The following is a 25,511-nucleotide window of genomic DNA, read 5'->3' as shown; positions in this document are numbered from 1 at the left end:
CGGCGCAAAGCCGCTTTATTGTTTTTTAAGCAGTTCACGCAGCAGTTGCCGCATTCTGACATTGACTCTGGATATCTGGCTGACCGATGACTGGAGTACATCTGCATTAGCCTTCAAGCCGCCTAGTTCAAAATCCAGTTTTACGGCCAGCAATTCCCCCCTTGCTCATTGCCTCTTGGACCAAGGGCAGTTCTGTGGACACAGTGACAGGCGTGAGTGTTTTCTTAAGTCTTATGCCATTGAGTGGAACTACTTGTACAACCTGGGGTTTAAGCGGTTTTACGGCAATAACCCTGATGCGTATGGTATTGGACTCAGGTTATTGCATACCCTTGGGGGGAAGGCCGACTCATTTTGGTGACGGTTCCAGCTATTACCTGGGCGCTGGAAGCCGGTATTCTGGGAGCTTCTTATTCTACAACCCCTTGTTTAACTGGCTCTATTACTGCTTGCGGCGCACGTCCATCGGTCCATCAAGGTGTTTTATTAAAAGGTAACTACTATGTAGGAGATTTCTGCTGCAGTAGCAACTCATTACCGCAGATGTTGGTTTATCTTGGCTAAAATTAAAGACGATTATACAATGCGTTAGCCGGTGACCTGTGACTTGGCGCACTAAAGCCAAGTGAACCGGCGGCGGATTGTGTTCTGCCTGAAACTCATCTATATAGTTGAAGGATTGATAGTTAGGGAGGCCTGGGTGAATCGTTATTTGGGCTTGGCGGGGGGGATTCCGCTGCTGTTGCTGAGCAGCGCTGTGCTTGCCTGGGAAGATTCTGACGGTGACGGTGTCCCTGACACTAAAGATGCCTGTCCCGATACCCCGGCACAGGCAGCTGTGAGCGCCAATGGTTGTGTCTTGGATAAGACCCCCTCCATGACGGATATCTGTTTACCGACAACGTCCGGTGGTGTCTATCCCCCAAATTGCGATACAGCCAATCCAATAAGGCTGTATTTCGACTTGGGTTCGGCGCAGATCCCCCTGGCGCAGTGGCCGCAACTTGCCAGAATGAAAGCATTTCTTCATCAATATAAGGTAAACTTGCATATTGAAGGACATGCCGACATCAGCGGCTCAGATGCCATAAATCAACCTTTGTCAGCAGCTAGGGCCGAAAGTGCCAAAATGGTGCTGATTGAGGATTATGGTTTTCCGGGGGCACAATTCAGTACTCACGGATATGGCAGCAAGCAGCCTGCCGCAGATAATACCAGTGTCTTGGGTCGCAGCCTTAACCGCAGGGTTGAGTTTGTGGTCGATTTAAAAAAGTAAGTTAAATAAGGTTTGTAAGGGAGTATTTTAATGGAAAATCTCGAAGGGCTGTTCAAACAAGCGCCCGAGTTAATCGCGGCCTATGGCATCAAGATACTGCTTGCCATTGTCATTTTCTTTGTCGGTAAGTATTTGTCCAATGTGGCCAAGAAAGTCACTGCCAAAATGTTGGGCAAGCGCAAGATAGATCAGACAGTGGTTTCCTTTGTTGCCAATATGGCTTGGGCTGTGGTGTTTGTATTTACCGTTATCGCTACCTTGGGGCAGCTAGGTATTCAGACAGCCTCTCTGGTTGCGGTTCTCGGTGCTGCCGGTTTGGCCGTGGGTTTGGCACTGCAGGGCTCACTGTCCAACTTTGCCGCCGGTGTCTTGATGGTACTGTTCCGCCCTTGCCGTGTGGGTGACTATGTTGAAGCCGCAGGTGTTGCCGGTACTGTAGATGAAATCACCATCTTCTCTACCCGCCTGAAAACGCCGGACAACAAGGTCATCATAGTGCCTAACTCCACTATCATGAATGGTAGCATCACCAACTACTCTGCCATGGACAAGCGCCGTATCGATCTGGTGATCGGGGTTTCTTACGATGCTGATATCCGTCATACCAAGCAAATACTGACAAGCATTCTCGATAATCACGAGAAAGTACTGAAAGAGCCTGGCTATACTGTGGGTCTGCACACACTGGCTGACTCTTCGGTCAATTATGTGGTTCGCCCTTGGGTGAAGTCCGCTGATTACTGGGGGGTATACTTCGAACTGATGGAGCAGATTAAACAGTCTCTGGACGAAAACGGCATTGGCATTCCATATCCTCAGATGGATCTGCATGTCAAAGAGCTACCTTCCAAGTAAGCTCTTAGAAGAAGACCGGCAGATGCCGGTCTTTTTGTGCCTGTGTTCTGATAATTCGTTATATTAGCCAGATCAAATTTAAAGCGGCAGCGAGGGAGAAAACTATGTTGCAACTGACAAAGTGGAGTGTTGTGTGTGCATTGACCTTGGTAAGTGCCACGGCTATGGCAGCTGAAGGGAAAGTGGCCGCCGAAGTCAAAATGGGTGGCCAGAGCGTCACCTTGATGGGCAAATTGCCCGAGCTTAACCAGCTTGCTCCAGGGTTTAAGGTGGTGGATGACAAGTTTGCCCCAGTGACCTTAAGTGACTTCAAGGGTAAGACGATACTTATCAGTGCGGTTCCCAGTCTGGATACCGGCGTCTGTGCCCTGCAGACCAAGAGATTCAATAAAGAGTTCAGCAAGTTTGATGATTCAGTGGTCATGTTGACCGTCAGTGAAGACTTACCCTTTGCCCAAAAACGTTTCTGCAAGGTGGAGAATGTAAATAAAATCAAGGTATTGTCAGACTCTGTCTGGCGCGACTTTGGTAATAAGTATGGTTTGTTGATCCCAAATCGAGGCTTGCTGGCCAGAGCGATATTTATTATCGATACCAATGGCCAGCTCAAGTACCGTGAGTTGGTGGCGGATGTGTCTCACCACCCGGATTACGATGCGGCGCTCAAGGCCTTGAAAGAAATCAGCCAGGGACAAATATAAGGCTAAGAACACCATGTGTCTCGGCCCTTTGGCGCTGGCTTGGGTTCAGCGGCTGAGGCTTTTAAGCCAGGCAATTTCTTCGGGCCAGATCTCTGGGCGTATGGTTTCTAATATCAAAGGTATCCTCTTGGTGGCGGGGTGGCCGAGAATATACTCGAAAGCGGTTTTGCCTATTTCGCCCATACCTAAGGAGTCGTGGCGGTCGACCCGGCTGCCGAGCCCTGTCTTGCTGTCGTTGAGGTGCATGCCCTTGAGGTATTGAAAGCCCACGATATGGCCAAAGGCATCAAAGCTTTCCCGGCAGCTTTCCTGAGTACGGATGTCGTAACCTGCGGCAAACATATGGGCGGTATCCAGGCAAACGCCGACTCGGGATTTATCCTCAACCCCGTCTATGATCTGCGCCAGTTGTTCAAAGCTGTGTCCCAGGTTGGAGCCTTGGCCCGCGGTATTTTCGATGACGGCACAGACGCCATCACAAGCTGCCAATGCCAGGTTGATTGAATCGCTGATGTTACGCAGACAGTGGTTTTCACTTATCTGTCGCAAGTGGCTGCCGGGATGAAAGTTCAGCAAGGTTAATCCCAATTGTTTGCAGCGAAGCATCTCATCGACAAAGGCATCGCGGGATTTTTCCAGCAGCAAGGGATCCGGGTGTCCCAAGTTAATCAGATAGCTGTCGTGGGGCAGAATTGCCTCGGGTCTGAACCCCAGCTGTTGGCAGTTTTCCTGAAAGGCGGCGATGGACTGTTCGGTTAAAGCTGCTGCCTGCCAGCGCCGTTGATTTTTGGTAAACAGTGCAAAGGCACTGGCCCCTATCTTGTGGGCATTAAGGGGAGCATTTTCCACGCCACCCTGGGCGCTGACATGGGCACCAACCCACCTTTCCTGACTCGTCACCCAGACTCCTCTATAGCGTTTGGCAAGCTGGATAAGTCGCTAATATTGCAAACTTGTCTATGCTTGAATGACTGAAAAACAACGGAAAGGGACTTTAACGTGTTTTCCTCTGCGGCTCAAACCGAATTCCCTGGCGACTGGTCCCGACTGCTGATTGAACTGGCTAAATTGCAACTGGGTTTGACCCAGGGACAGGACGTATTGCCGGCCCTGTGCCAGACCTTGGTTCATACCTCAGGGGCAGAGGCCTTGCTGATGGTGGAGCGTTCAGAGTTAGGGGGCAACGATATGCCTGAGTCAGTCACCTGCTGGTGTCGGGATCCGGTTATCTATCTGACGCTTTGGAGCAGTGTTAATCAGTGGGTCAAAGAAGCGGGCCAGCAAGAGTTGCACCAATGGTTGAAGTTTACCGTCTGGCCCATCAAAGATTCGGAACTATTGCTGTTTTTTCACTCATCGGCTCCCGGGTGGTTTGAGTATTTGGCTGCATGCCAGGCCAGTATCGGCCCTTTGGTGGGCGCCATCTATCAATGTCAGCTCAGTCGCAGTTCATCACAGTCGGTAGAGGATGAACTCTGCTTCAAGGCCGTTATAGACGGTGCCGATAGTTTATTGCTGCTTTTTCGTCTCGAACCTGAGCAGGAACCTATTCTTTATGCCAACCCGGCGGCAACTGCTGTGACCTTATATGCCAACCGGGAGTTGGTGGGTGCCAATTTGACCGCCCTGTTGTTTGAAGGCGAAGAAAGTGATTCCTTTCGAGAACAGTTACACCGCAAGAGCAGTTATAGCGGGGAACTTTGGTGTCATAAGGGCGATGGCGGCAGGGAGTTATTGCATCTCAACTGTTACTGTATTTCCCGAAGTCGGCGTGTATACGCCATTATAGGTCGCGATTACAGCGAGCAGCATCAGTTGCAGCAGGCCGTGGCCAGAACCCAGAAGATGCAGGCCATTGGGGAGTTGGTCGGTGGCATAGCCCACGACTTCAACAATATTCTCGGGGTATTGAAGGGCAACCTGGAGTTAATGCAGCTTAAAACCTCTGATCCCAAAGCTGAAAAATACCTCAATACCGCCTTTAAGGCCTGCCAGCGAGGCACAGATCTGACTCGCAGACTGTTGTCATTTTCGCGCCAGGAACAGTTCAATGCCGCGCCTTGCCAGGTCAATGAGGTGATTGAAGGTTTGCAGGAGTTGTTTGCCAAGTCCTTGACCAGTCAAATAACGCTGAGTATTGAGCTGGCACCGGATAACAAGCCTGTGATGCTCGACAAAGGGGATCTGGAAGACGCCTTATTGAATCTGCTGCTCAATGGTCGTGATGCCATGGAGGGCAAGGGAGAGCTCAAGATCCGTACCGGCAGTTGCTATTTGAGTGGTTATCTGCCCGGGATCGCCATAGGCAAGACCCAGGTGGAGCCCGGGCATTATGTATGGATCAGTGTGATTGATAGCGGCAATGGAATTCCAAAAGCCTTTCAGGACAAGGTATTCGACCCATTTTTTACCACCAAGGACAAGAGCAAGGGCACAGGTCTTGGACTAGCCATGGTGTACGGTTTTGTTAAACGTTCCAAGGGTTATATCGCCATTTTGAATACTGGGGCGAGTGGCACTGAGTTCAGATTATGGTTTCCGCAGAGTCGCAAACTGACACTTGAACCTCAGCTTGGCTCCTACACAAGTGAAGTGCCCAGAGTCAGGCGTCCGATAAAGGCGATAGTGGTGGATGATGAGCCGGAAATGTTGGAAGTGATGGCTGACTATTGCGACCTGCTGGGAATAGAGGCTGAGTTGTTCCACGACCCCCTCATAGTGCTGCAACGCTACGAGCAGCAGCGTTGTGATGCCGAGCTTCTTATCACAGATGTGTTGATGCCTGGCGGTATCAACGGCTATGAACTGGCTCAAAAACTCAATGTTAAACACTCCCTGCTGGTGTTGCTGATCTCCGGTTTTATCCAGAACATAGGGATTTCCAGTGCCGATGAGATGCCGTTTCCGGTACTGCATAAACCCTTTGAACTGACAGGATTGATTCTGGCGCTCAAGCAGGTGGGAATAAGGTTTGCTGATGACAGTAAGGGAGAATTATGGACAATTTAACTGTCTGGGTGGTGGATGATGATCTTGATTATCTGACTTTGATAGAGGAAGTCTTGCAGGATGATTACTTAGTCCAAGTTTTTGACTCGGCAGCAGTTTATTTGTCGGCGTTGGAATCGGCGACACCGGAAATCATCCTGATGGATATCAACCTACCGGATTCCAGCGGTGTGGACTTCTGTGCTCACTTGCAATCACAGGGGCGGGAGGCGTCAGTGGTATTTGTTTCCGGTATGAATACCCTCAATGAGCGCCTTAAAGCCTATGAGGCTGGGGCGGTGGATTTCATCGCCAAACCCTTTGAGTTGAAAGAGCTGTTGGCCAAGGTTCGCAGTGTGGCGCAATATCAGCAGCGCAAACAGTCGCTGATGCAGGCTGAGTCCATGTCGAGAAACATGGCGTTTCAATCCATGAGTGAATCGTCCCAATATGGCTGCGTGCTGCAGTTTTTCCGCCAATGTTTCCTTTGTAATAACTTTCGTGCCCTTGCCGATGCCTTTTTTGAACTGATGAGTCAGCTCAATCTCAATACCTGTCTGAAAATATGCACAGACAGCACCGAGTACTTTGTGCCGGACAATGCCCAGATAAGCCCGATAGAAGCCAATATTTTCGAGCTTTTGGATAAACAAGGACGCTTGTATGACTTTGGTAACCGAACCATGTGCAACGACAAGCATGTGTCATTCTTGATCAAGAATATGCCCGTCGAGGATGAGGTGTTGTATGGCCGCCTCAGGGACGTAATTGCCGTTGTGGTCGAAGGATTGGAGGCCAGGGTATTGGATATAGAACGCCAGCAGATGCTGCGTCGGGTGATGGATAGGTTACACCTGTTGATGAAACAACTGGGCGATTCCATGCAGCAACAGGATCAGCGTTTCTGTGATACCTTATCGGGGATCACCACAGAAATTCGCAGTAGCTTTCACGTGTTGGACATGACAGAAGAGCAGGAGAGCTATTTTACCTCAATGGTCGAGCGGCACCTGCGCGAAGCCAGCTCTGCCGGTGAAGCATTTAATCGTATCCGCAGTTCTCTCAAAGGAATGTTGGTGATGATGGAGGAAAGTCTGCGGGGCTGATATGCTTGCTAAAGCTTGGATGAGAGCCAATAACAGGATGGCCGGATAGCCTCACGGGACAAACAGTGCTTAGATAACAGGTGTTGCACTTACCGCTAATTTATGAATTATTGATTTAGAAGGTTATTTTCCTTGATCTTTATCATGTCCCTGGAAAACATCTATGGTTAGTATTGAGTAATCTTTGGCCTGTTTACTACTATTATCTAGAAAGGCCCGACTCAAGATGGAGTGCCCTATGCTGCAAAGATTGATGAATGACCACAAGCATATTGCCATATTGCTGAAGTTGCTAAAGGGGAAATACCAGAAGCTGGCCGAAGGTGAGCATGTCAATTTTAATCTGGTACGGGATGTTGTTGAGTACATGCAGGGCTATGCCGAGCATAGCCATCATCCGCTCGAAGACATCATTTATGACTACTTTCTTATCAAGGAGAGCCGTACCGAGCCAACCAGGCGCCTTGAACAGGAACATCAAAAGCTAATCGATGCCTCATCAACCTTGATGGCGACCCTCAACCTTATTCTCAATGATGTCGTCGTGGCCAAGGAAAAATTGGTTACTGAATTAAAAGAGTATGTAGATTTGCAGGAAAAGCACATGCTATACGAGGAAAGGGAAATTTTTCCTCTGCTTGCCAAGAGCCTGCAGGATGAGGATTGGCAGAAGATCCAAAGTATGTGTGAATTGAAGTTGATAGAGGATCCTTTGTTCAGCAGTGATGATAACCAGTTGTTTGATGAGCTGAGAAACTACATTCATACAGCCGATAGATAATTATATATTCTTTAACTTGCATTGAATGGATATTAAAAAAGAGCGCTACGCGCTCTTTTTTAATGACTCTCATATTCAGAGGAGGCTATCGATATCATAATTAAAACTGCTGTCTATCTCCTGTAACTCTTTCAGCAGACGATGCTTGTCTTTCAATGCTTCAATCTCTCGCCATTTACGCTTCTTGCTGGAGCTTCGAGAGCGGCTTGGTCTTTCAACGACTTCATCTAGCGCACTACCATAATCCAAACGATCCATGGCAACCTCCTTTGTTGTATGTTTTATCAACACTTAAATATCATACTTGGCAAACAGGGTGCAAGAAGAATGTTTCTTTTTTGTTAAAGCGAGATGATGCTTTGATGAAGTCGTTTAGATGAGATGGGTGGTAAAAAAATACCAGCCAGTGGAGCTGGCTGGTATTTCTTGATTTGTAAGCTGAAAAGGCTAGATTTTACCTTGTCTGAAGAGATTAATTAGAGCATTGCTGGAAGAGTCTAGATCCTTACTGTCTAGCTCTGCACCAATACGCGACAGTACTTCATTCCCCAGCTTTTTACCCAGCTCGACCCCCCATTGATCGAATGAGTTAATATCCCAGATAGCGCCTTGAACCAGCGTCCTGTGTTCATAAAGGGCAATCAAGGCGCCCAGGGTTATAGGGGTCAACTTGTCCATCAACAAGGTATTGCTCGGCTTGTTGCCTTCCATGACCTTATGTTTGGCAATAAGCTGTTTCTCTGCCTCAGTGAATGAGCTGTCTGCCAGTTCGGCCAAGGCTTCATCAAAGGTTCGTCCCTGCATCAGCGCCTGGGTTTGACCAAAACAGTTGGATGCCAGTTGCGCATGATGCTCCCCAATAGGGTTATGGCTTTGCAGCGGCAGGATAAAGTCAGCCGGGATCAATGCAGTACCTTGGTGCAACAATTGGTGGTAGGCGTGTTGGCCATTTGTGCCTTCTCCGCCCCAAATGACCGGGCCTGTACTGTAATCCACTGCATTGCCGTCCAGAGTGACGGACTTGCCGTTACTCTCCATATCCAGTTGCTGGAAATAGGCCGGAAGTCCTCTGAGGTAGTGGTCGTAGGTCAACACCACATGGGACTGGGCATTGAAGAAGTTGTTGTACCATACAGAGAGCAGGCCCATGATCACAGGCATATTCTGCTCAAGGGGCCTGGATGCGAAATGTACATCCATAGCTCTGGCGCCTGCCAGCAGTGCTTTGAAGTTATCCATGCCTATCAGGGCGGCTATGGGCAAACCTATGGCCGACCAAAGAGAATAACGCCCGCCAACCCAATCCCACATGGGGAAGATATTGTCTTCATCTATGCCAAACGCCGTTGCCTTGGCGACATTGGAGGTAATTGCCGCAAAGTGTTTGCCGATATCTTGCTGTGAGCCGCCTTTGGCCAGGAACCACTCTTTGGCGCTGAGGGTGTTGGTCAGGGTTTCCTGAGTGCCAAAGGATTTTGACGACATCAGGAACAGGGTGGTTTCAGGATCCAGCTTCTTCAGTTTTTCACTGATGGCCGTGCCGTCGACATTGGCGACGAAATGACACTGTAGCTTACCGTTCCAATAGGGACGCAGGGCCTCGGAGATAATCTTGGGGCCGAGGAAGGAACCGCCAATTCCTATGGAGACAAGATCTGTGATTTTCTTGCCGGTATAGCCGCGCCACTGACCTGAATAGAGCAACTCGACAAAAGCCTCCATTTGAGCCAGGGTTTGCTGAATTTCAGGGACCACATTGACGCCATCGACACGAATATCTGCATCGGCCGGAGCTCTCAGGGCTGTGTGCAACACGGCACGCTGCTCCGTGGTATTGATTGCTTCGCCGGCAAACATAGCCGCTATTTTTTGCTCAAGTCCGGCTTCTCGGGCGAGCTTGAGTAACTCCTGCAGAACCGCCTCAGTGAGGCGGTTCTTGGAGAAATCCAACAGCAGTCCACAATCTTTAATCGACAGTTGATCAAAGCGCTGCGGGTTTTCGGCAAAGAGTTCACGCATGTGAGGCAGATCTGCACTCATCGCCTTGAGAGTCTGCCAGGTAGCAGATTGAGTCAAATGTGTCATGAGTAGTCCCTGATCTTCAGTTTCAGAACAATCCTTGATTAGCTCAGTTTAGCTTTAAGCATGGTCTCGAGTTTGCCCTGATCTATGGCAAAGTTACGGATACCTTCGGCCAGTTTTTCCACTGCCATGGGATCTTCGTTGAACTCCCAGCGGAACTCAGCCTCGGTCAGTGGCTTGGGTGGCTCTTGGGTTTCAGTGGCCGGTTGCAGCTTGGTTATTATCTGGGTGTTTGAGTTGGCCAGTTCTTCCAGCAAAGATGGGCCTATAGTCAGGCGATCACAGCCGGCGAGTTCAATGATTTCACCTGTGTTACGGAAGCTGGCGCCCATAACCACAGTCTGATAACCATGCTGTTTGTAATAGTTGTAAATCTGGGTCACTGAGATCACACCAGGATCTTCACTGGCATTATATTCTTTGCCAGTATCTTTTTTATACCAGTCGAGAATGCGGCCGACAAAGGGTGAAATCAGGTAAACTCCGGCTTCGGCGCAGGCTCGGGCCTGGGCGAAGCTGAACAAGAGTGTCAGGTTGCAGTTGATACCCTTTTGTTCCAGTTCCTTGGCGGCGCTGATGCCTTCCCAGGTGGAAGCCAGTTTGATCAGAATGCGAGACTTGTCGATACCGGCCGCTTCATAGAGTTTAACCAGCTTGTTGGCCTTGGCAATTGAGCCGGCTTTATCGAATGAAAGGCGAGCATCTACTTCGGTTGAAATACGTCCCGGTACCAGCTTGAGAATTTCCACCCCTATGTTGACAGCCAACTTATCTGCGGCGTCTTCCAGTTGTTGCTGTGGATCCTGGCTCTGAGCTTTAGCCCAGGAAATCGCATCATCGATCAGTGGCGCATACTCTGGGATTTGCGAGGCTTTGAGGATCAGCGATGGGTTGGTGGTGGCATCCTGTGGATGATAGAGCTTGATCGCCTCGATGTCACCGGTATCAGCAACTATGGTTGTAACGGATTTGAGTTGCGTGAGTGTGTTTGCCATGAAAAACATCCTTCTCAGATTGCGGCCGTTTACGCGGAAATTGCATTACGCTATTAAAAGCGATTTTGCCTCTGTTTCCAACCAGGATTGAAAAAAAATTACAAAAATGGTGAGAAATTGTCAATGAAGGCCGTTGTCGGTTAAAGGAAGTGTACTCCCATAGCCGAGGGAATTCTAATGACAAAAAAGAGTGAAAATAAAAAAGTCGCTGCAGGGCAGCGACTTTTTCAGAAGAAGTTCAGCTTATTTCAGCAGGGCTTCTTTTTCTTTAAAGCTCAGGAGAGCTTCGATACGGCGGTTAACCTTGTTGGCTTCTGCAGAAGAACCCTGCATCAGCGGCTGGCTTTCACCGTAGCCCTTGGCGCTGATACGGCTGGCATCGATGCCATACTGTTCAACCAGTACTTTGGCAACTGCGTCGGCGCGCTTTTGAGACAGCCACTGGTTGTAATCGGCTTTACCTGGCAGAGAGGCGTGGCCGGCGATTTCCAGATCAGCTTTAGGATACTTGCTCATAAAGTCAGCAACTTTCTGGATTTCAGCCATAGAGTCGGCTTTCAGTACAGATGAGTTGTTATCGAACTCAGCTTTAACTTCCAATGTTTCCAGTTTTTCAACATAGATAGAGCAGCCATTGGCGTCTACCTTGTGGTTGGCTGGTGTGTTTGGACACTGGTCCATATCGTCGTTAACACCGTCGTTGTCGCTGTCAACGGGTTCTACGACCACAGGAGCGACTACAGGGGCTGGTTTTGAAGTGCTGCCGAAACGGTAGCTCAGTTCAAGACCCCAGTAGTTACTTTCCATTTCCAGAGTGTTCCACTTTTCTTCGTCGAGGTTTTCATAACGACGATACTTGGCGGCCAGTTTCAGGTTCTCTGTGATGTTGTAACCGATACCGGCACCGAAGTAAGGCGCAACACCGCTATCGCTGTAGTACTCGCTACCCCATTGTTTGTTGTTGGAAATGTGGTAGTTCATGGCACCGGCTTCAGCAGACAGGCTCCACTTATCGGCGAAAGGCCAGAAAGCCACCAAGCCCAGAGTGGCGCCCTTGACACCAACGTCGTTGAGTTTGTTGCTATAGTCGGTCCATTCGGCACGACCCAGGTCGCGGTACCCCAGTTCTACACCGAAGTAATCATTGAACAGGTAACCTGCAAATACGTCCCAAGCATATGGATCGTCTTCACCACAGGTTTTCATGGTTTTCTGATCACAGTTTGGTTCGTAGTTGTTTACGCCGAGGCCAGCACCGACATACCATGGGCTGAGCTCATCTGCTGCAGATGCTGCAAAAGGCATCATAGATGCAAGCAACAATACTTTAAATGTCTTATTCATCATGTTCTCCAAGTCCATTGCTATTTAATTACCCATATGTCCCGTATAGGAAACACGACTAGCACTTAATGTGGGGTTCCGTTTAGTGTTTTAGCTAGCTGGCTCAATTATCCATTGAAATAAAGCAATTTTCCACTTTTCAAGCGATAATTTTATTGTTCACTATTTGAACTGCTTGGTTTTTTAACAATTGAGACTAAAGAAAAAGCGCCTGTTAGAAGGCGCTTTTTTATTTTTGCAAAACAATTTCTTAACTAAAATTTTTGCTTTTTGTTTAGCTATGGTTCAGCTTAACGGGTCCAAATCCAGTTTTCGATATACTCAGGATCAACACCATTGGCCTTGATATAGTTTCTATGGTCAACCAAACGTTGCAGCATATCTGTGGTAATCGCTACGTGACGGGTCTCATCAATAACACCTTGCTGGAATAATTTGTAAGCCATATCTATTACCAGGTGATAACGAGAAGTACCGTTACGTACGCCCATATCAAATGGCGTGGTGGTTGAGCCTTCTTCTTCATAACCCTTAATTCTGAATCTATGGCTACCTTTGTAATCGAAGATCAGTTTTTTGATGGTGTTTGGATAACCGTGATAGTTAAATACCACACCTTTGTCTTCGGTAAATATCTCATCCATCAACCAAGGCTTTTCCTGGAATTTAAGGCTACCCAGACCACTGCTGTGTAATTCAGTGACGCTGACAAAGCGGATACGCACTCTTGGCAGTAATTCGCGGATTAATACCAATGCCGCCATACACTCCTGAGTGACATAGTCACCACAACCTGCCAAGACGACATCCGGGTTTTCATCAGAGGCAAAATCCCACACCATTACACCTTCTTTGGCTTGTTTACGGGCCTCTTCAAGGCTCAGCCATTGCGGCAGCTCTTTCTTACCGGCGACCAGAATATTCAACTTGTCACGGTCGGCGAAAGCTCGCTCTGTGTAAACCAAAGTGGTGTTGGCATCGGCTGGCAGGTAAGCCGAGATTATCTTGGGGTGTTTCTCAAGCATGGCCCCCAGGAAAGAAGGGTTCTGGTGAGAGTAACCGTTGTGATCCTGACGCTCCAGCAGAGAGGAGAGAACTACGTTACAGGCCGGCAGCGGCTTACGGAAGTGAACCCCTTGGCTGGCATAGACATACTTACAATATTGGTCGGCCATGGAAGACACTACCTGAGAGAAGGATTCATAGGTAGGGAACATGGCGTGACGGCCGGTAACTGTGTAGCCGTGCATCATGCCGAACAGCAGGTTTTCAGATAACAGCTCCATGACCCGACCATCACGGCTCATATCTTCATCCCAGCTTTCAATTGGCCATTGCCAGGCGCGATCTGTGGCTTCAAATACTGCTTGCAGCTGGTTGGAATAAGTTTCATCCGGGCTGAAGATCCGCAGGTTGCGCTGATCTTTATTGAGGCGGAAGGCTTCGCGCATCCACTGACCCATTTTCAGCATGGAGTAACCACGATGGCCTCTTGGGACTTCAGGGCCGTAGGCCAGCTTGGATAGGTCAGGATTGCTGAGGGCGCGCACCACTTCACCACCATAGCTCATCTTTTGACGGCCACAGCAGAGCTCCGCTGGGGGCAGCAGTGACTGGATGTCTTTGTCGAAGACAATCTGGTTCTGCTCGTTGATGGAGTAGAGTTCGGAGAACTTGTAGCTGTCGAGCCAGCCATCTAATGCGGCCAGATGACCTTTGTCGGTGGCACACTTATTGACAATTACCTGGTGAGACTCGCAGTTGCCTTCGAGTTTCTTGCCATCGTATTCGGGAACACCTGTCCAGCCTTTTGCTGTACGCATCAGGATTACCGGCCAACGTGGCTTGACGACATCTTCGCCGTTGCGGGCACGTTTCTGAATATCGTTAATCATCTCATAAGCCGTATCCATCGCCTTGGTCATCTGCAGGTAGACATCTTCTTCCTGCTCGCTGTCCACTATGATGGGATGGTAACCCAGGCCTCTGAATTCAAGTTCCAGCTCTTCGTGGCTCATGCGTCCCATACGGGTAGGGCCGGAAATCTTGTAACCATTAATATGAACAATCGGCAGTATGGCACCGTTGGTGGCGGGAGAAACCAGGCGGTTGGCATACCAGGATGCAGCCAGTGGACCAGTTTCAGATTCGCCGTCACCGACAAGCACTGCGGCAATCAAGTCTGGATTATCCAGCACCGCACCCCAGGCTACAGACAAGGAGTAGCCTAGCTCGCCCCCTTCAAGGATTTGTCCCGGAGCTTCGGGGTTGGCATGTGAAGGGTAACCGTAAGCGGCGGAGAATTTACGGCAGATATCTTCAATACCGGTTTCGTTGTAGGGGATGGTTTCTGGATAGAAGTGGCTTAGAGAGCCTTCAAGGAAGAGGTTGGCCTGTACGGCGGGGAAACCGTGGCCCGGGCCAACCAGATAGAGGAACGGACGCTTGTGCTTGGTAATCAATCTGTTCACGTTAGCATATACAAAGTTGATCCCCGGGCAGGTTCCCCAATGGCCCAAGAGCCTTGGCTTTATATCACTGTGTTGTAACGGGCGTTTGTACAATACATTGTGCTTGAGGTAAATCTGTGAGGTTGCCAGGAAGTTAGTGGCCCGGACAAATTTCTTCAGTGCACCTATCTCTTGCTTTTGGGTCATATCGTGCCTCGCTTGAGCTAGCTAAAAGTGAATCAGATTATCTTGTGGCTACTATATTTGTAGTTTTATTACAAAAACGTGCCCAACATCCAAGTTTTGAAAGTTTGTTTAGCTGGTGGTTTTTTTAGAAAATTCGTGTGACACCATTGTTGTTCAAGTTAAAACTCTAGTTTGTTCTGGTATTTTTATGGTGAATTTACTGTCGGTCGAGTGATTAAGTGTGATCTTGATCACGCGGTAATTTCAAGTTCCTATGCTATTTTCTTCGCCCTCAAGCCCGGCCGGCATACCTTGGGGTATGTAGGATAATTCGAAAAGAAACTGGCCGATGCTTATCCTTTTTCATTCAGGAAGGAATCTTAACCACAAACTTGGCGATATACCGTCAGAGATGGGCCAGGTTTGTCACGGGAAAGCTTACAATTATGATAATAGAAACCATAGTCGATTTTTTGAACTCTCTGCTTTGGGGAAAACTATTGGTCTATGCCTTGGTGGGCGCTGGCTTGTACTTCACTCTAAGGCTTTTGTTCATTCAGCTCACTCACCTGGGGCATTCTGCCAAGGTGATGGCTACCAGTAGGCAGGGCTGTGACAGCGGCTTGTCTTCATTTCAGGTATTTTGTACCAGTATGGCCGCAAGAGTCGGTGCCGGTAATATGGCCGGGGTGGCCGTTGCCATAGGTGCAGGTGGCCCTGGTGCAGTTTTTTGGATGTGGCTCATCGCTCTGTTGGGTATGGCTACGGCCATGATTGAGTCTACTCTGGCTCAGATCTATAAAGTAAAAGATAAAGATGACCAGTTTCGTGGCGGTCCTTCTTATTATATGGAAAGGGGGCTTGGCCAGCGCTGGATGGGGATTCTTTTCTCCGTATTCTTGATCATCGCCTTTGGTTTGGTTTTCAATGCCGTTCAGGCCAATACCATTACGGGGGCATTGGAAATTGTGTTTGATGTCAAAGAGGCTTACTGGTTTGACATTAAAGCAACTTATTGGATAGGTATTCTGCTGGTGATCACCAGTGGCTTGGTCATCATGGGTGGGCTGCGTAAAGTTGCGCGGGTATCCGAGGTAGTTGTACCTATTATGGCTTTTGCTTATATCTTGATCGCCTTGGTCGTTGTCGGGATGAATATTGAGCAATTGCCGACCATTCTCAAACTGATAGTCAACAGCGCCTTCGGTTGGCAAGAGGCCGCTGCCGGTGGGGTGGCTTATACTGTGGCTCAGGCGATGCAGTCCGGGATCGCTCGTGGTTTGTTCTCTAACGAGGCGGGCATGGGGAGTGCTGCCAACGTCGCTGCCAGCGCCTCACCGACACCAAACCATCCTGCCTCCCAGGGGTTTGTACAGATGATAGGGGTGTTTATGGACACTATTGTTATCTGTAGTGCAACAGCCGCAATAATTTTGCTGGCCGGTGATCTCAGCAGTGTTAATATCGGCGAGGGGGACAAAGGGATCCAACTGACAATAGCGGCATTGACCACTCATGTTGGAGATTGGGGTGGCTTTTTTGTGGCTTTTGCCATCTTACTGTTTTGTTTCACCTCAATAATCGCCAACTACTCTTATGCCGAAACCAATGTGCTGTTCCTTTCCAATAATAGCCGTAAGGTGTTGCCCCTGTTCCGCTTGTGTGTGCTAGGCATGGTGATGTTTGGAGCTGTGGCGAAAATAACCTTGGTATGGAATTTGGCCGATCTTTCCATGGGCTTGATGGCGACAGTCAACATCATTGCCTTGGTACTACTTTCCGGTATTGCCATGCGGGTGATTAATGATTACCGCGATCAGTTGAGTGAAGGCAAAGAACCTGTGTTTGACAAGAGCAAGTTTCCTGAGCTTGAAGAACATATTGAAGAGGGTATCTGGACCGGTGAACCTGTGGTTCGCAGTGACAAAGGCTGGTAACTGAATCCGGCCCCAGATTGGGGCCATCGGAAAAACCACGCTATCAATGCGTGGTTTTTTTATTTACTGCCAGTATCATGGGCAGTTCTATACCAAATAAGACGGAGTGAATATGCTGATTTTGGTTTCACCGGCCAAGACGCTGGATTATGACAACCCGGCGGCGGTATCTGAATACAGCCTGCCACAGTTTCTCGAGCACAGCAGCGAGCTTATTCAGGTTTGCCGGGATCTGACCCCAGCCAATATTGCTTCTTTGATGAAAGTCAGTGACAAAATTGCTGGCTTGAATGCCGCCAGATTCGCCGAGTGGCAGCCTGAATTCACCCCCGAGAATGCCAAGCAAGCACTCTATGCTTTCCGTGGTGACGTATACACAGGTCTGGATGCAGACAGCCTTGCCCCGGAAACGGTTGCTCGGGCTCAGCAGCATCTGCGTATTTTATCCGGACTCTATGGTCTGTTGAGGCCTCTGGACTTGATGCAAGCTTATCGGTTAGAAATGGGTACCTCTTTGGCTAATCCCAGGGGCAGTAACCTGTACGCCTTCTGGGGGAATATCATCACAGATGCCATTAATCAGGCATTGGCTCAGCAAGGGGATGATATTGTAGTGAATTTGGCGTCCAACGAGTACTTCAAGGCGGTTAAGCCCAAGCAGGTTGCCGGACGTATTATCACGCCGGTGTTCAAAGACTGCAAAAATGGTCAGTATAAGGTAATAAGCTTCTACGCCAAGAAGGCCAGAGGCATGATGGCGCGCTACCTGTTGGAGCAAGAGGAACAGACTCTGGAGCGATTAAAGGCATTTAACAGCGCCGGCTATTATTACAGTGAAGCCGAGTCCAGCCCAGGCTCCCCTGTGTTTTTGCGGGAAGAACAGAGCTGATACCCCGTCCCGATATATAAAGATAAGAAAGCCGTTCATTATTGAACGGCTTTTTGCTTCTAAAGCGTGTGTGATTTACTGTTTGGCAGGCAGCGGCCGCAGTTCCAGTTCTGACTGTGCCATCAAATAGGCGAACTGGGCATAGGCCGCAACGTTTTGTGCCAGCGCCTTGGGATCTATCTTGTCCAGGGTATCGTTGGGGGTATGGTGGTAGTCAAAGTAATCGGTACCATCCTGGCGCAGGGACGCCACAGGAACGCCACTGGCCGGTAGCATGGAAACATCCGGGCCACCATAGGCGCTGTTGTCACCTGCGGCAACGCCGTTTCGCTGCATTACTTGGGTCAGTTGCTGTAGTTTGGGCAGCACTTGCTCATTGACCTGAAAGTCGATGCGATAGATAGGGCCAGCCCCGAAATCGGATTCGGCGGCGATATAGTGTTTATCCAGCTCTGCAGCGTGGGCCTTGGCATAAGCCTTACCACCAACCAAGCCTATCTCTTCGGCCGCATAGAGCACGACACGTACTGTGCGTGCAGGTTTTTCCGGTAAATCCTGGATAAGCTTACCGGCAGCGGTGACAATCGCGACCCCGGCACCGTCATCTATGGCTCCCGTGCCTTCATCCCAGGAGTCCAGATGAGCGCCAATCAGCACGATTTCATCTGGCTTGCTGCTGCCGGTGACTTCGGCGATGACGTTATAGGAAATGGCACTGCCCTTGTTCTCGGGTGACATCTTTAAAGCGAGGGTGATATCGGCAGATCGCTTGAGCATGGCATTGACCAGATCCGCATCCGGCGCCGACATGGCCGCTGCCGGGATCCGCTTTAAGCCTTCTTCATAACGCATGGTGCCGGTATGGGCCATACGGTCATGATCTGTACCTATCGAACGGATAACTATCGCCAAGGCACCTTTTCGCGCGGCCTCTATTGCTCCTCGTGAGCGGCCACCTACGCTCTTGCCATAACCTTTACCTGTCTTGTGGCGCTCGGTTTTCTGATCGATAAAGACAATTTTCCCGGTAACATCATCAGGATTGGCTTCTTTAAGTGCAGCCAGGCTGTCGAAACGAACTATCTTGGCCGTGATCCCTTCTGCCGGAGTGGCCACACTACCTCCTAATGCCGTGATAACCAGAGGCTGTTGGAAGGGGGCCACTATGCTGGCACTGGCTTCACCGCGTTCCCACACCGGGACTTCCACTGCTTCTTTATAAACACGGTCAAAACCCAGTGACTGCAGCTTTTTTTCCGCCCAGGCAACTGCCACAGCGTCTTTTGGGCTACCAGCCAGGCGAGGGCCAACTTCCACTGTTAAAGATTCCACAATTTGAAAGCCGAGGTCAGAACCTAGGGCTTTTTGCTGCAATGATTCAGCAAGCAGTTGATTTGTATCGGAAGGTGAGGGGGATTGACAGCCAATAAGTGATGAAATCAACAGTGGAAGTAACAGGGCGGTTCGATAGTTTTTCATGTGTTTCCTTTGTTTTTATTAGGTATGTCCCATTTTTGAAAACAATCTAACAAAAAGTGTGCTTTATGTCCCGACTATCTCCGTAAGGCAAGGCTATATTAGGGACGGAGTTTGTATTAGGAGAATAGGCTCGTCATGAATATTGAGTTGATGCAGCAGCGAGCGGACCATGCCGTCGTATTATTGAAGGCGCTGGCCAATGAGAGGCGTTTATTTATTCTGTGCTATCTCCTGAGTGAGGGAGAGATGTGCGTTGGGGAAATGAACAAGAAACTGGGATTGAGTCAGTCGGCTTTGTCTCAGCATCTGGCTTGGTTGCGTAAAGACAATCTGGTGGCAACCCGCAAAGAAGCCCAGACAGTGTACTATTCGCTCAAGAGTGAAGAAGTGCGCGAAATCATCAAGCTGTTGAATAACATCTATTGTCATTGATGTTATTGAATTTCAGATATAAAAAAACCGGCAAATGCCGGTTTTTTTTATGCTTGTATCGAATTAAGCAGCCAGTGCTTTGATACGAGCGTTCAGACGAGCCTTATGACGGGCAGCCTTGTTCTTGTGGATCAGGCCTTTGGTTGCCATACGGTCAAGAATGGGTTGTGCAACAGCGAAAGCTTCAGTAGCCGCTTTGTGATCGCCAGCTTTGATAGCAGCGATAACTTTTTTCACGTAGGTACGCAACATAGAGCGACGGCTAGCGTTGTGTTGACGACGCTTTTCTGATTGAAGCGCGCGCTTCTTTGCAGTCTTGCTATTAGCCAAGGTGCAACTCCTAAAAACTGGATTTGATACTTTTAAAGGCCGAGGAGAATGCCCGGTTTTCGCCACTTTGTCAATGACAATGATTGAATATCCATCATAAAGATAAATTAATCCAACCTGATTTGGCTATCCTCAACCCAACTCGTGTAAGATGTGGCGCAATTCTACCAGCAATTGCTGGCATGTGACAGAGCTTAAGTGGAATTTTTGAGACTTGTCGCCGTTTATGGCGGCCTGAGTCTTCTGGGGGAATATTTGAGCAAAAAATTGGTACGGTCCGGCGCCATTGTCAGCGTCATGACCTTGATTTCCCGTGTGTTGGGATTAATACGGGATGTGGTAGTCGCCAACTTGATGGGCGCAGGCAGCAGTGCCGATGTGTTCTTTTTTGCCAATAAGATCCCTAACTTTTTGCGGCGATTGTTTGCTGAGGGTGCCTTTGCTCAGGCCTTTGTACCTGTATTGACTCAATATCAGGAGAAAGAGTCCAGCGAAGAAGTCAAAATCTTATTATCAAAGGTTGCCGGTACCTTGGGGTTATTGGTGACAATAGTGACCCTGATTGGGGTTCTGGCTTCGCCAATACTGACGGCTTTGTTCGGTGCCGGCTGGTTTATGGCCTGGGTTAATGGTGAGCCTGACGGCGCCAAGTTTGAACTGGCCTCGTTAATGTTGAAGATTACCTTTCCCTATCTATGGTTTATCACTTTCACCGCCTTGGCCGGCTCGATTCTCAATACCCGGGGCCGCTTTGCCGTTTCAGCTTTTACCCCGGTATTTCTCAATGTTGCCATTATCGCTGCAGCCCTGTGGTTGAGCCCCACCCTTGATAAGCCTGAAATAGGTTTGGCCTGGGGAGTATTCTTCGGCGGTGTGATTCAGTTTTTGTTTCAAATTCCTTTTCTGCTGCAGGAAAAAGCGTTGGTCAAGCCCTCATGGGGCTGGAATCATCCCGGAGTGGTCAAAATCCGTACTCTGATGATCCCGGCATTATTTGGGGTTTCTGTGTCGCAAATTAACCTGCTGCTGGACACTTTTATCGCCAGTTTTCTGGTCACAGGTTCCATCAGTTGGCTCTATTATTCTGACCGCTTGTTGGAGTTTCCGCTGGGGTTATTTGGTATCGCCATTGCCACAGTTATTTTGCCTGCCTTGTCCAAAAAACATGTCAATGCCGAGGGTGAGGGCTTTGGTCGCACCATGGATTGGGGGATTCGCGCCATTCTGCTGCTGGGTTTACCGGCCATGATGGGGCTGATTGTATTGGCTCAGCCCATGTTGATGGTGCTTTTTATGCGTGGCGCTTTTAGCATTAGTGACGTGGAAATGGCTTCCTATTCTCTGGTGGCCTACGGCACAGGTTTGTTGAGTTTTATGCTGATCAAGGTGCTGGCGCCCGGATATTATGCCCGTCAGGACACTAAGACACCTGTGCGTTATGGCATCATTGCTATGGTTAGCAACATGGGTTTCAATATTATTTTTGCGGTGCCATTTGGGTATGTAGGACTGGCGATCGCCACTTCGCTGTCTGCTTTACTTAACGCCGCCCTGTTATATCGAGGTTTGCACCTGGCTGGTGTATATAGAGTTAGTAGGCAAACTATTATCTTTTTTATCAAGACTTTATTGGCAACAGCGGCAATGGTTTGCCTGCTGATCTATTTTTCACCAGAGCAGGCTCAATGGCTTGAGTGGTCATTTATTGAGCGAGTTAGTCATCTGTTTTCCCTGATACTCGGCGGTGCTTTAGGGTACTTTATGGCACTGGTACTACTTGGGATCCGTCCGTGGCGGCTCAAAGCCCGGAACTGAGGGCTGATTCTGCTGCCGAGCTGTTATATAATCCGCCAATTTACGTTTGAGCAGTCATTGATTTCATGGAACTGATTCGCGGAATACACAATATATTGCCGGCCCATCGCGGTTGTGTGCTGACCATAGGTAACTTTGATGGTGTACACAGGGGCCATGCCGAAGTGATAGCCAATCTGGTCAAGAAGGCGCGTCACTTTGGTTTGCCCGCCACCCTGATGACATTTGAGCCGCAACCGCAGGAACTGTTTCGCGGCCAGGATGCCCCTGCGCGCTTGAGCCTGCTTCGTGATAAGGTCAGGTTGCTTGCTGAACTGGGAATAGACAGACTTGTGTGTGTCAATTTCAATCAAAAGTTTGCCCAAATGCCGGCCAAGGAGTTTGTCGAAGAGCTGCTGGTGCGTAAACTTGGGGTCAAGTATCTGGTGGTTGGTGATGATTTCTGTTTTGGACGGGCGCGTCAGGGCAACTTTGAACTGCTTCGAACAGCCGGTGAACAACATGGTTTTGCGGTAGTCAGTACCCAAAGCTTTTTGGTTGGCGATCACCGGGTCAGTTCCACCATGGTCAGAGAAGCGCTGGCCAAGGGCAATCTTGATCAGGCCAGACGTTTATTGGGACATCCCTATACTCTCAGTGGTAAGGTGGCCCATGGCAAAAAGCTGGGCCGGACGCTGGGGTTCCCCACAGCTAATATTGCTATGAAGCGTAAAGTGGTTCCTGTTAGGGGCGTCTTTGCGGTCAGGCTCTGGTGGGACGGCAGTGAGCAATACGATGGTGTTGCCAATGTGGGTTTTCGCCCGACGGTTCAAGGACAAAACTGCCAGTTGGAAGTGCACCTGTTTGACTTTGACGGTGACCTCTACGGGCGTAAAGTAGAAGTGGAATTAGTGGCCAAGATCCGTGACGAGAAACCGTTCGAGTCCCTTGAGGCACTTAAGAAACAAATAATGAATGACGCTGATGAGGCTCGCGCCTTACTCAGCAATGAAGCAGGCTGAGCTCTCTTAGCTAAATTAATGGTATTAGGATCAATGAGCGACTATAAATCAACTTTGAATTTGCCGGAAACCGAGTTTCCGATGCGTGGTAATTTGGCAAATCGCGAGCCAGAGATGTTGAAACGCTGGACCGAGGAGAATCTGTACCAACAGATCCGTGATAGCCGTATTGGCCGCAAGCTTTTCGTTCTGCACGATGGCCCTCCATATGCGAATGGCGATATTCATATTGGTCACTCAGTTAACAAGATCCTCAAAGATATTATTATCAAATCCAAGACTTTGTCTGGCTTTGATGCGCCTTACGTTCCCGGTTGGGATTGTCATGGTCTGCCGATTGAACTCAAGGTAGAACAGAAAGTGGGTAAGCCAGGGCAGAAAATCTCTGCTGCCGAGTTTCGTGACGAGTGCCGTAAGTATGCCGCCAAACAGGTGGATGGTCAGCGCAATGACTTTATCCGTCTCGGTGTGCTCGGTGACTGGTTTAAACCTTACCTGACCATGGATTTCAGCACTGAGGCCAACATCATTCGCTCATTGGCCAAAGTGATTGATAACGGCCACCTGCACAAAGGGGTTAAGCCGGTGCATTGGTGTACCGACTGTGGTTCTGCCCTGGCCGAAGCCGAAGTGGAATATGAAGACAAGACTTCACCGGCTATAGACGTGGCCTTTACCGCTGCGGACAAGGCTAAGGTTCTGGCCGCTTTTGGTGTTGACGCCTACCAAGCCCAAGTCTCCATGGTTATCTGGACCACTACTCCCTGGACCTTGCCTGCCAACCGCGCACTGTCTCTGAGCCCGGATTTGGACTATGTGCTGGTAGAGGTAGAGTCTGAAGACGGCGCCAAGCAAGCCGTTATTCTGGCGGAAGCCTTGGTGGAAAGCTGTATCGCCCGTTATGGCGTTAAGAGCCATCAGATCCTTGGTCGTGCCAAAGGTGCCGAGCTTGAGTTGATGCAGTTCCAACATCCTTTCTATGATTTCAGTGTACCGGCGATTCTTGGCGATCACGTGACCACAGAATCCGGTACCGGTGTGGTACACACTGCCCCTGGACACGGTCAGGACGACTTTGTGGTTGGCCAGCAGTATGGTCTGGAAGTGGCTAACCCTGTGGGTGATAACGGCGTTTACAAGGCAGATACCCCGCTGTTTGCCGGCAAGCACGTGTTCAAGGCCAATGATGAAATTGTAGCGCTGCTGCAGGAAAAAGGTGCCTTGCTGCACCGCGAAGCTTATCGTCACAGCTACCCTCACTGCTGGCGCCACAAGACTCCTATTATCTTCCGCGCCACACCGCAGTGGTTTATCTCCATGGATAACAAAGGGCTGCGTGCTCAAGCCATGGGTGAAATTGAGCAAACTCAGTGGATCCCGGATTGGGGACAGAGCCGGATTGAGAAGATGGTCGAGAACCGTCCTGACTGGTGTATCTCGCGCCAGCGTACCTGGGGCGTGCCTATCACTCTGTTTGTTCACAAGGAAACCGAAGAGCTGCATCCAGACAGCGTGGCCTTGATGGAGCGTGTTGCTCATCGCATTGAGCAGCAGGGCATTCAAGCCTGGTGGGATCTGGATGAGTCTGAGATCCTGGGTGAAGATGCGGCCCAATACCGCAAAGTGACCGACACTCTGGATGTTTGGTATGACTCAGGTTCGACCTTCTCATCAGTGGTTGCCGCCCGCCCTGAATTCCAGGGGCAGGGAATTGACCTCTATCTGGAAGGCTCGGATCAGCACCGTGGTTGGTTTATGTCATCACTGATGATTTCAACTGCCATGAACGGCAAGGCTCCTTACAAGCAGGTACTGACTCACGGCTTTACCGTGGATGGCAAGGGCCGCAAGATGTCCAAGTCTATCGGCAATGTGATTGCACCACAGCAGGTAACCAACAAACTGGGCGCCGATATTCTGCGTCTGTGGGTGGCTTCTACCGACTACAGCGGTGAAATGACGGTATCCGATGAGATCCTCAACCGTAGCGCCGATGCTTATCGCCGTATCCGTAACACAGCCCGCTTCCTGCTGGCCAACCTGAGCGGTTTTGAGCCAGAGACAGACATGATCGCCATCGAAGACATGGTGGCGCTGGATCGCTGGGTGGTGCGCCGCGCTGCCAAGCTGCAGGAAGAGTTGTTGGAAGCCTATGATGCTTACAACTTCCACATAGTGACCCAGAAGCTGATGCAATTCTGCTCGGTTGAATTGGGCAGCTTCTATCTGGATATCATCAAGGACAGACAGTATACCGCCAAGCGTGATGGTCACGCCCGTCGCAGTTGTCAGTCGGCTCTGTATCTGATTGCCGAAGCCATGGTGCGTTGGGTTGCCCCTATCCTCAGCTTCACTGCCGATGAAATCTGGCAGTTGCTGCCGGGTAAGCGTGACGCCTATGTGTTTACTCAGGAATGGTTCCAGGGCCTCAAGGCCGTACAGTTGGACTCAGATCTGAGTGATGAATACTGGGCTCAGTTGCTGCAGGTTCGTGATGAAGTCAACAAGGCGCTGGAGCAGGGCCGCCGCGATAAACTGATCGGCGGCGCGCTGGAAGCCGAGGTAACTCTGTTTGCCGATGCAGCGCTGACTGAAGCTTTGGCCAAACTGGGTGACGAGCTGCGCTTTGTGCTGCTGACCTCCAAGGCTGTGGTCAAGCCGCTTGCCGATGCACCTGCCGATGCCCGTGAAACTGAACTGGCATCACTTAAGCTCTGCGTCGCCAAGTCCGAAGCGGCCAAGTGTGACCGCTGCTGGCACCACAGAGAAGACGTTGGCCAGATCGCTGAGCATCCACTGCTGTGTGGCCGCTGTGTGACCAATATCGAAGGAGAAGGTGAACAACGCCTGTTCGCCTGAGGATA

At 49.7% G+C, this 25,511-nt stretch carries 20 protein-coding genes; 12 read left to right on the top strand and 8 right to left on the bottom strand.

Annotated features, from left to right (window positions below):
• The first annotated feature begins 700 nt into the window (after nt 1-700).
• From WKR14_RS14985 to tpx, 3 genes are all read left to right on the top strand, one after another.
• The gene (locus tag WKR14_RS14985) at nt 701-1,276 is read left to right on the top strand and encodes an OmpA family protein (protein ID WP_224866238.1); all 576 of its coding nucleotides are present in this window, start codon (nt 701-703) and stop codon (nt 1,274-1,276) included.
• A gap of 30 nt (nt 1,277-1,306) precedes the next feature.
• A complete protein-coding gene (locus WKR14_RS14980) occupies nt 1,307-2,131 on the top strand; it encodes a mechanosensitive ion channel family protein (RefSeq protein WP_025009451.1) in 825 nt (274 codons plus the stop codon).
• Nucleotides 2,132-2,295: 164 nt separating this feature from the next.
• Nucleotides 2,296-2,832, top strand: coding sequence for a thiol peroxidase (gene tpx, locus WKR14_RS14975; RefSeq protein WP_412486349.1), 537 nt, complete (start codon nt 2,296-2,298; stop codon nt 2,830-2,832).
• Between the two features lie 45 nt (nt 2,833-2,877).
• Here tpx and nfo read toward each other — a convergent pair whose 3' ends face one another.
• On the bottom strand, nt 2,878-3,732 hold the full coding sequence (gene nfo / locus WKR14_RS14970) for a deoxyribonuclease IV (RefSeq protein ID WP_101055505.1): 855 nt from the start codon (nt 3,730-3,732) through the stop codon (nt 2,878-2,880).
• 99 nt (nt 3,733-3,831) lie between these two features.
• Here nfo and WKR14_RS14965 point away from each other — a divergent pair, with 99 nt between their 5' ends.
• The 3 genes from WKR14_RS14965 (at nt 3,832) to WKR14_RS14955 (ending at nt 7,707) form a co-directional block, all read left to right on the top strand.
• On the top strand, nt 3,832-5,841 hold the full coding sequence (locus tag WKR14_RS14965; protein ID WP_226564515.1) for an ATP-binding protein: 2,010 nt from the start codon (nt 3,832-3,834) through the stop codon (nt 5,839-5,841).
• Nucleotides 5,829-6,926 carry a response regulator gene (locus WKR14_RS14960; RefSeq protein WP_339086700.1) on the top strand — a complete coding sequence of 366 codons (1,098 nt, stop codon included), beginning with the start codon at nt 5,829-5,831 and terminating at the stop codon, nt 6,924-6,926. The genes WKR14_RS14965 and WKR14_RS14960 overlap by 13 nt, the downstream gene beginning before the upstream one ends.
• Nucleotides 6,927-7,164: 238 nt before the next feature.
• Complete coding sequence (locus tag WKR14_RS14955) at nt 7,165-7,707, top strand: hemerythrin domain-containing protein (protein ID WP_039034893.1); 543 nt, start codon at nt 7,165-7,167, stop codon at nt 7,705-7,707.
• 75 nt (nt 7,708-7,782) lie between these two features.
• Here the strand turns inward: WKR14_RS14955 and WKR14_RS14950 are convergent, their stop codons facing one another.
• The 5 genes from WKR14_RS14950 to WKR14_RS14930 form a co-directional block, all read right to left on the bottom strand.
• Nucleotides 7,783-7,965: a DUF3545 family protein gene (locus WKR14_RS14950; RefSeq protein WP_071477005.1), complete on the bottom strand. Its 183-nt coding sequence runs from the start codon at nt 7,963-7,965 to the stop codon at nt 7,783-7,785.
• Between the two features lie 189 nt (nt 7,966-8,154).
• The gene (gene pgi, locus WKR14_RS14945) at nt 8,155-9,792 is read right to left on the bottom strand and encodes a glucose-6-phosphate isomerase (RefSeq protein ID WP_339086696.1); all 1,638 of its coding nucleotides are present in this window, start codon (nt 9,790-9,792) and stop codon (nt 8,155-8,157) included.
• A 38-nt stretch (nt 9,793-9,830) separates the two neighbouring features.
• Nucleotides 9,831-10,784, bottom strand: coding sequence for a transaldolase (tal, locus tag WKR14_RS14940; protein ID WP_101055509.1), 954 nt, complete (start codon nt 10,782-10,784; stop codon nt 9,831-9,833).
• 243 nt (nt 10,785-11,027) lie between these two features.
• Entirely contained in the window at nt 11,028-12,131 is a 1,104-nt protein-coding gene (locus tag WKR14_RS14935) for an OmpA family protein (protein ID WP_101055511.1), read from the bottom strand.
• Nucleotides 12,132-12,418: 287 nt separating this feature from the next.
• The gene (locus tag WKR14_RS14930) at nt 12,419-14,785 is read right to left on the bottom strand and encodes a phosphoketolase family protein (RefSeq protein ID WP_101055513.1); all 2,367 of its coding nucleotides are present in this window, start codon (nt 14,783-14,785) and stop codon (nt 12,419-12,421) included.
• 428 nt (nt 14,786-15,213) lie between these two features.
• On the opposite strand from WKR14_RS14930, the gene WKR14_RS14925 reads away from it, so the two are divergent.
• Nucleotides 15,214-16,701: an alanine/glycine:cation symporter family protein gene (locus WKR14_RS14925; protein ID WP_101055597.1), complete on the top strand. Its 1,488-nt coding sequence runs from the start codon at nt 15,214-15,216 to the stop codon at nt 16,699-16,701.
• A 112-nt stretch (nt 16,702-16,813) separates the two neighbouring features.
• Nucleotides 16,814-17,590, top strand: coding sequence for a peroxide stress protein YaaA (gene yaaA / locus WKR14_RS14920; RefSeq protein ID WP_165565426.1), 777 nt, complete (start codon nt 16,814-16,816; stop codon nt 17,588-17,590).
• Nucleotides 17,591-17,665: 75 nt separating this feature from the next.
• Here the strand turns inward: yaaA and WKR14_RS14915 are convergent, their stop codons facing one another.
• Entirely contained in the window at nt 17,666-19,069 is a 1,404-nt protein-coding gene (locus WKR14_RS14915) for a M28 family metallopeptidase (RefSeq protein WP_101055517.1), read from the bottom strand.
• 135 nt (nt 19,070-19,204) lie between these two features.
• Between WKR14_RS14915 and WKR14_RS14910 the strand changes: the two genes are divergently transcribed.
• Nucleotides 19,205-19,501 carry an ArsR/SmtB family transcription factor gene (locus WKR14_RS14910; RefSeq protein WP_025011907.1) on the top strand — a complete coding sequence of 99 codons (297 nt, stop codon included), beginning with the start codon at nt 19,205-19,207 and terminating at the stop codon, nt 19,499-19,501.
• 63 nt (nt 19,502-19,564) lie between these two features.
• Here the strand turns inward: WKR14_RS14910 and rpsT are convergent, their stop codons facing one another.
• Nucleotides 19,565-19,831 carry a 30S ribosomal protein S20 gene (rpsT, locus tag WKR14_RS14905; RefSeq protein WP_025011908.1) on the bottom strand — a complete coding sequence of 89 codons (267 nt, stop codon included), beginning with the start codon at nt 19,829-19,831 and terminating at the stop codon, nt 19,565-19,567.
• A 255-nt stretch (nt 19,832-20,086) separates the two neighbouring features.
• Between rpsT and murJ the strand changes: the two genes are divergently transcribed.
• The 3 genes from murJ to ileS all read left to right on the top strand — a co-directional run bounded on the left by murJ (nt 20,087) and on the right by ileS (nt 25,506).
• Nucleotides 20,087-21,646, top strand: a complete 1,560-nt coding sequence (murJ, locus tag WKR14_RS14900) for a murein biosynthesis integral membrane protein MurJ (RefSeq protein ID WP_101055598.1) — start codon at nt 20,087-20,089, stop codon at nt 21,644-21,646.
• 65 nt (nt 21,647-21,711) lie between these two features.
• Nucleotides 21,712-22,647 carry a bifunctional riboflavin kinase/FAD synthetase gene (gene ribF / locus WKR14_RS14895; protein WP_039034885.1) on the top strand — a complete coding sequence of 312 codons (936 nt, stop codon included), beginning with the start codon at nt 21,712-21,714 and terminating at the stop codon, nt 22,645-22,647.
• 33 nt (nt 22,648-22,680) lie between these two features.
• A complete protein-coding gene (gene ileS, locus WKR14_RS14890; protein ID WP_339086692.1) occupies nt 22,681-25,506 on the top strand; it encodes an isoleucine--tRNA ligase in 2,826 nt (941 codons plus the stop codon).
• Nucleotides 25,507-25,511: the final 5 nt, after the last annotated feature.

This window comes from Shewanella chilikensis (assembly GCF_037953065.1).
GTDB classification, from domain to species: domain Bacteria; phylum Pseudomonadota; class Gammaproteobacteria; order Enterobacterales; family Shewanellaceae; genus Shewanella; species Shewanella chilikensis.
This window is presented reverse-complemented; position numbering and strand designations above follow the sequence as displayed.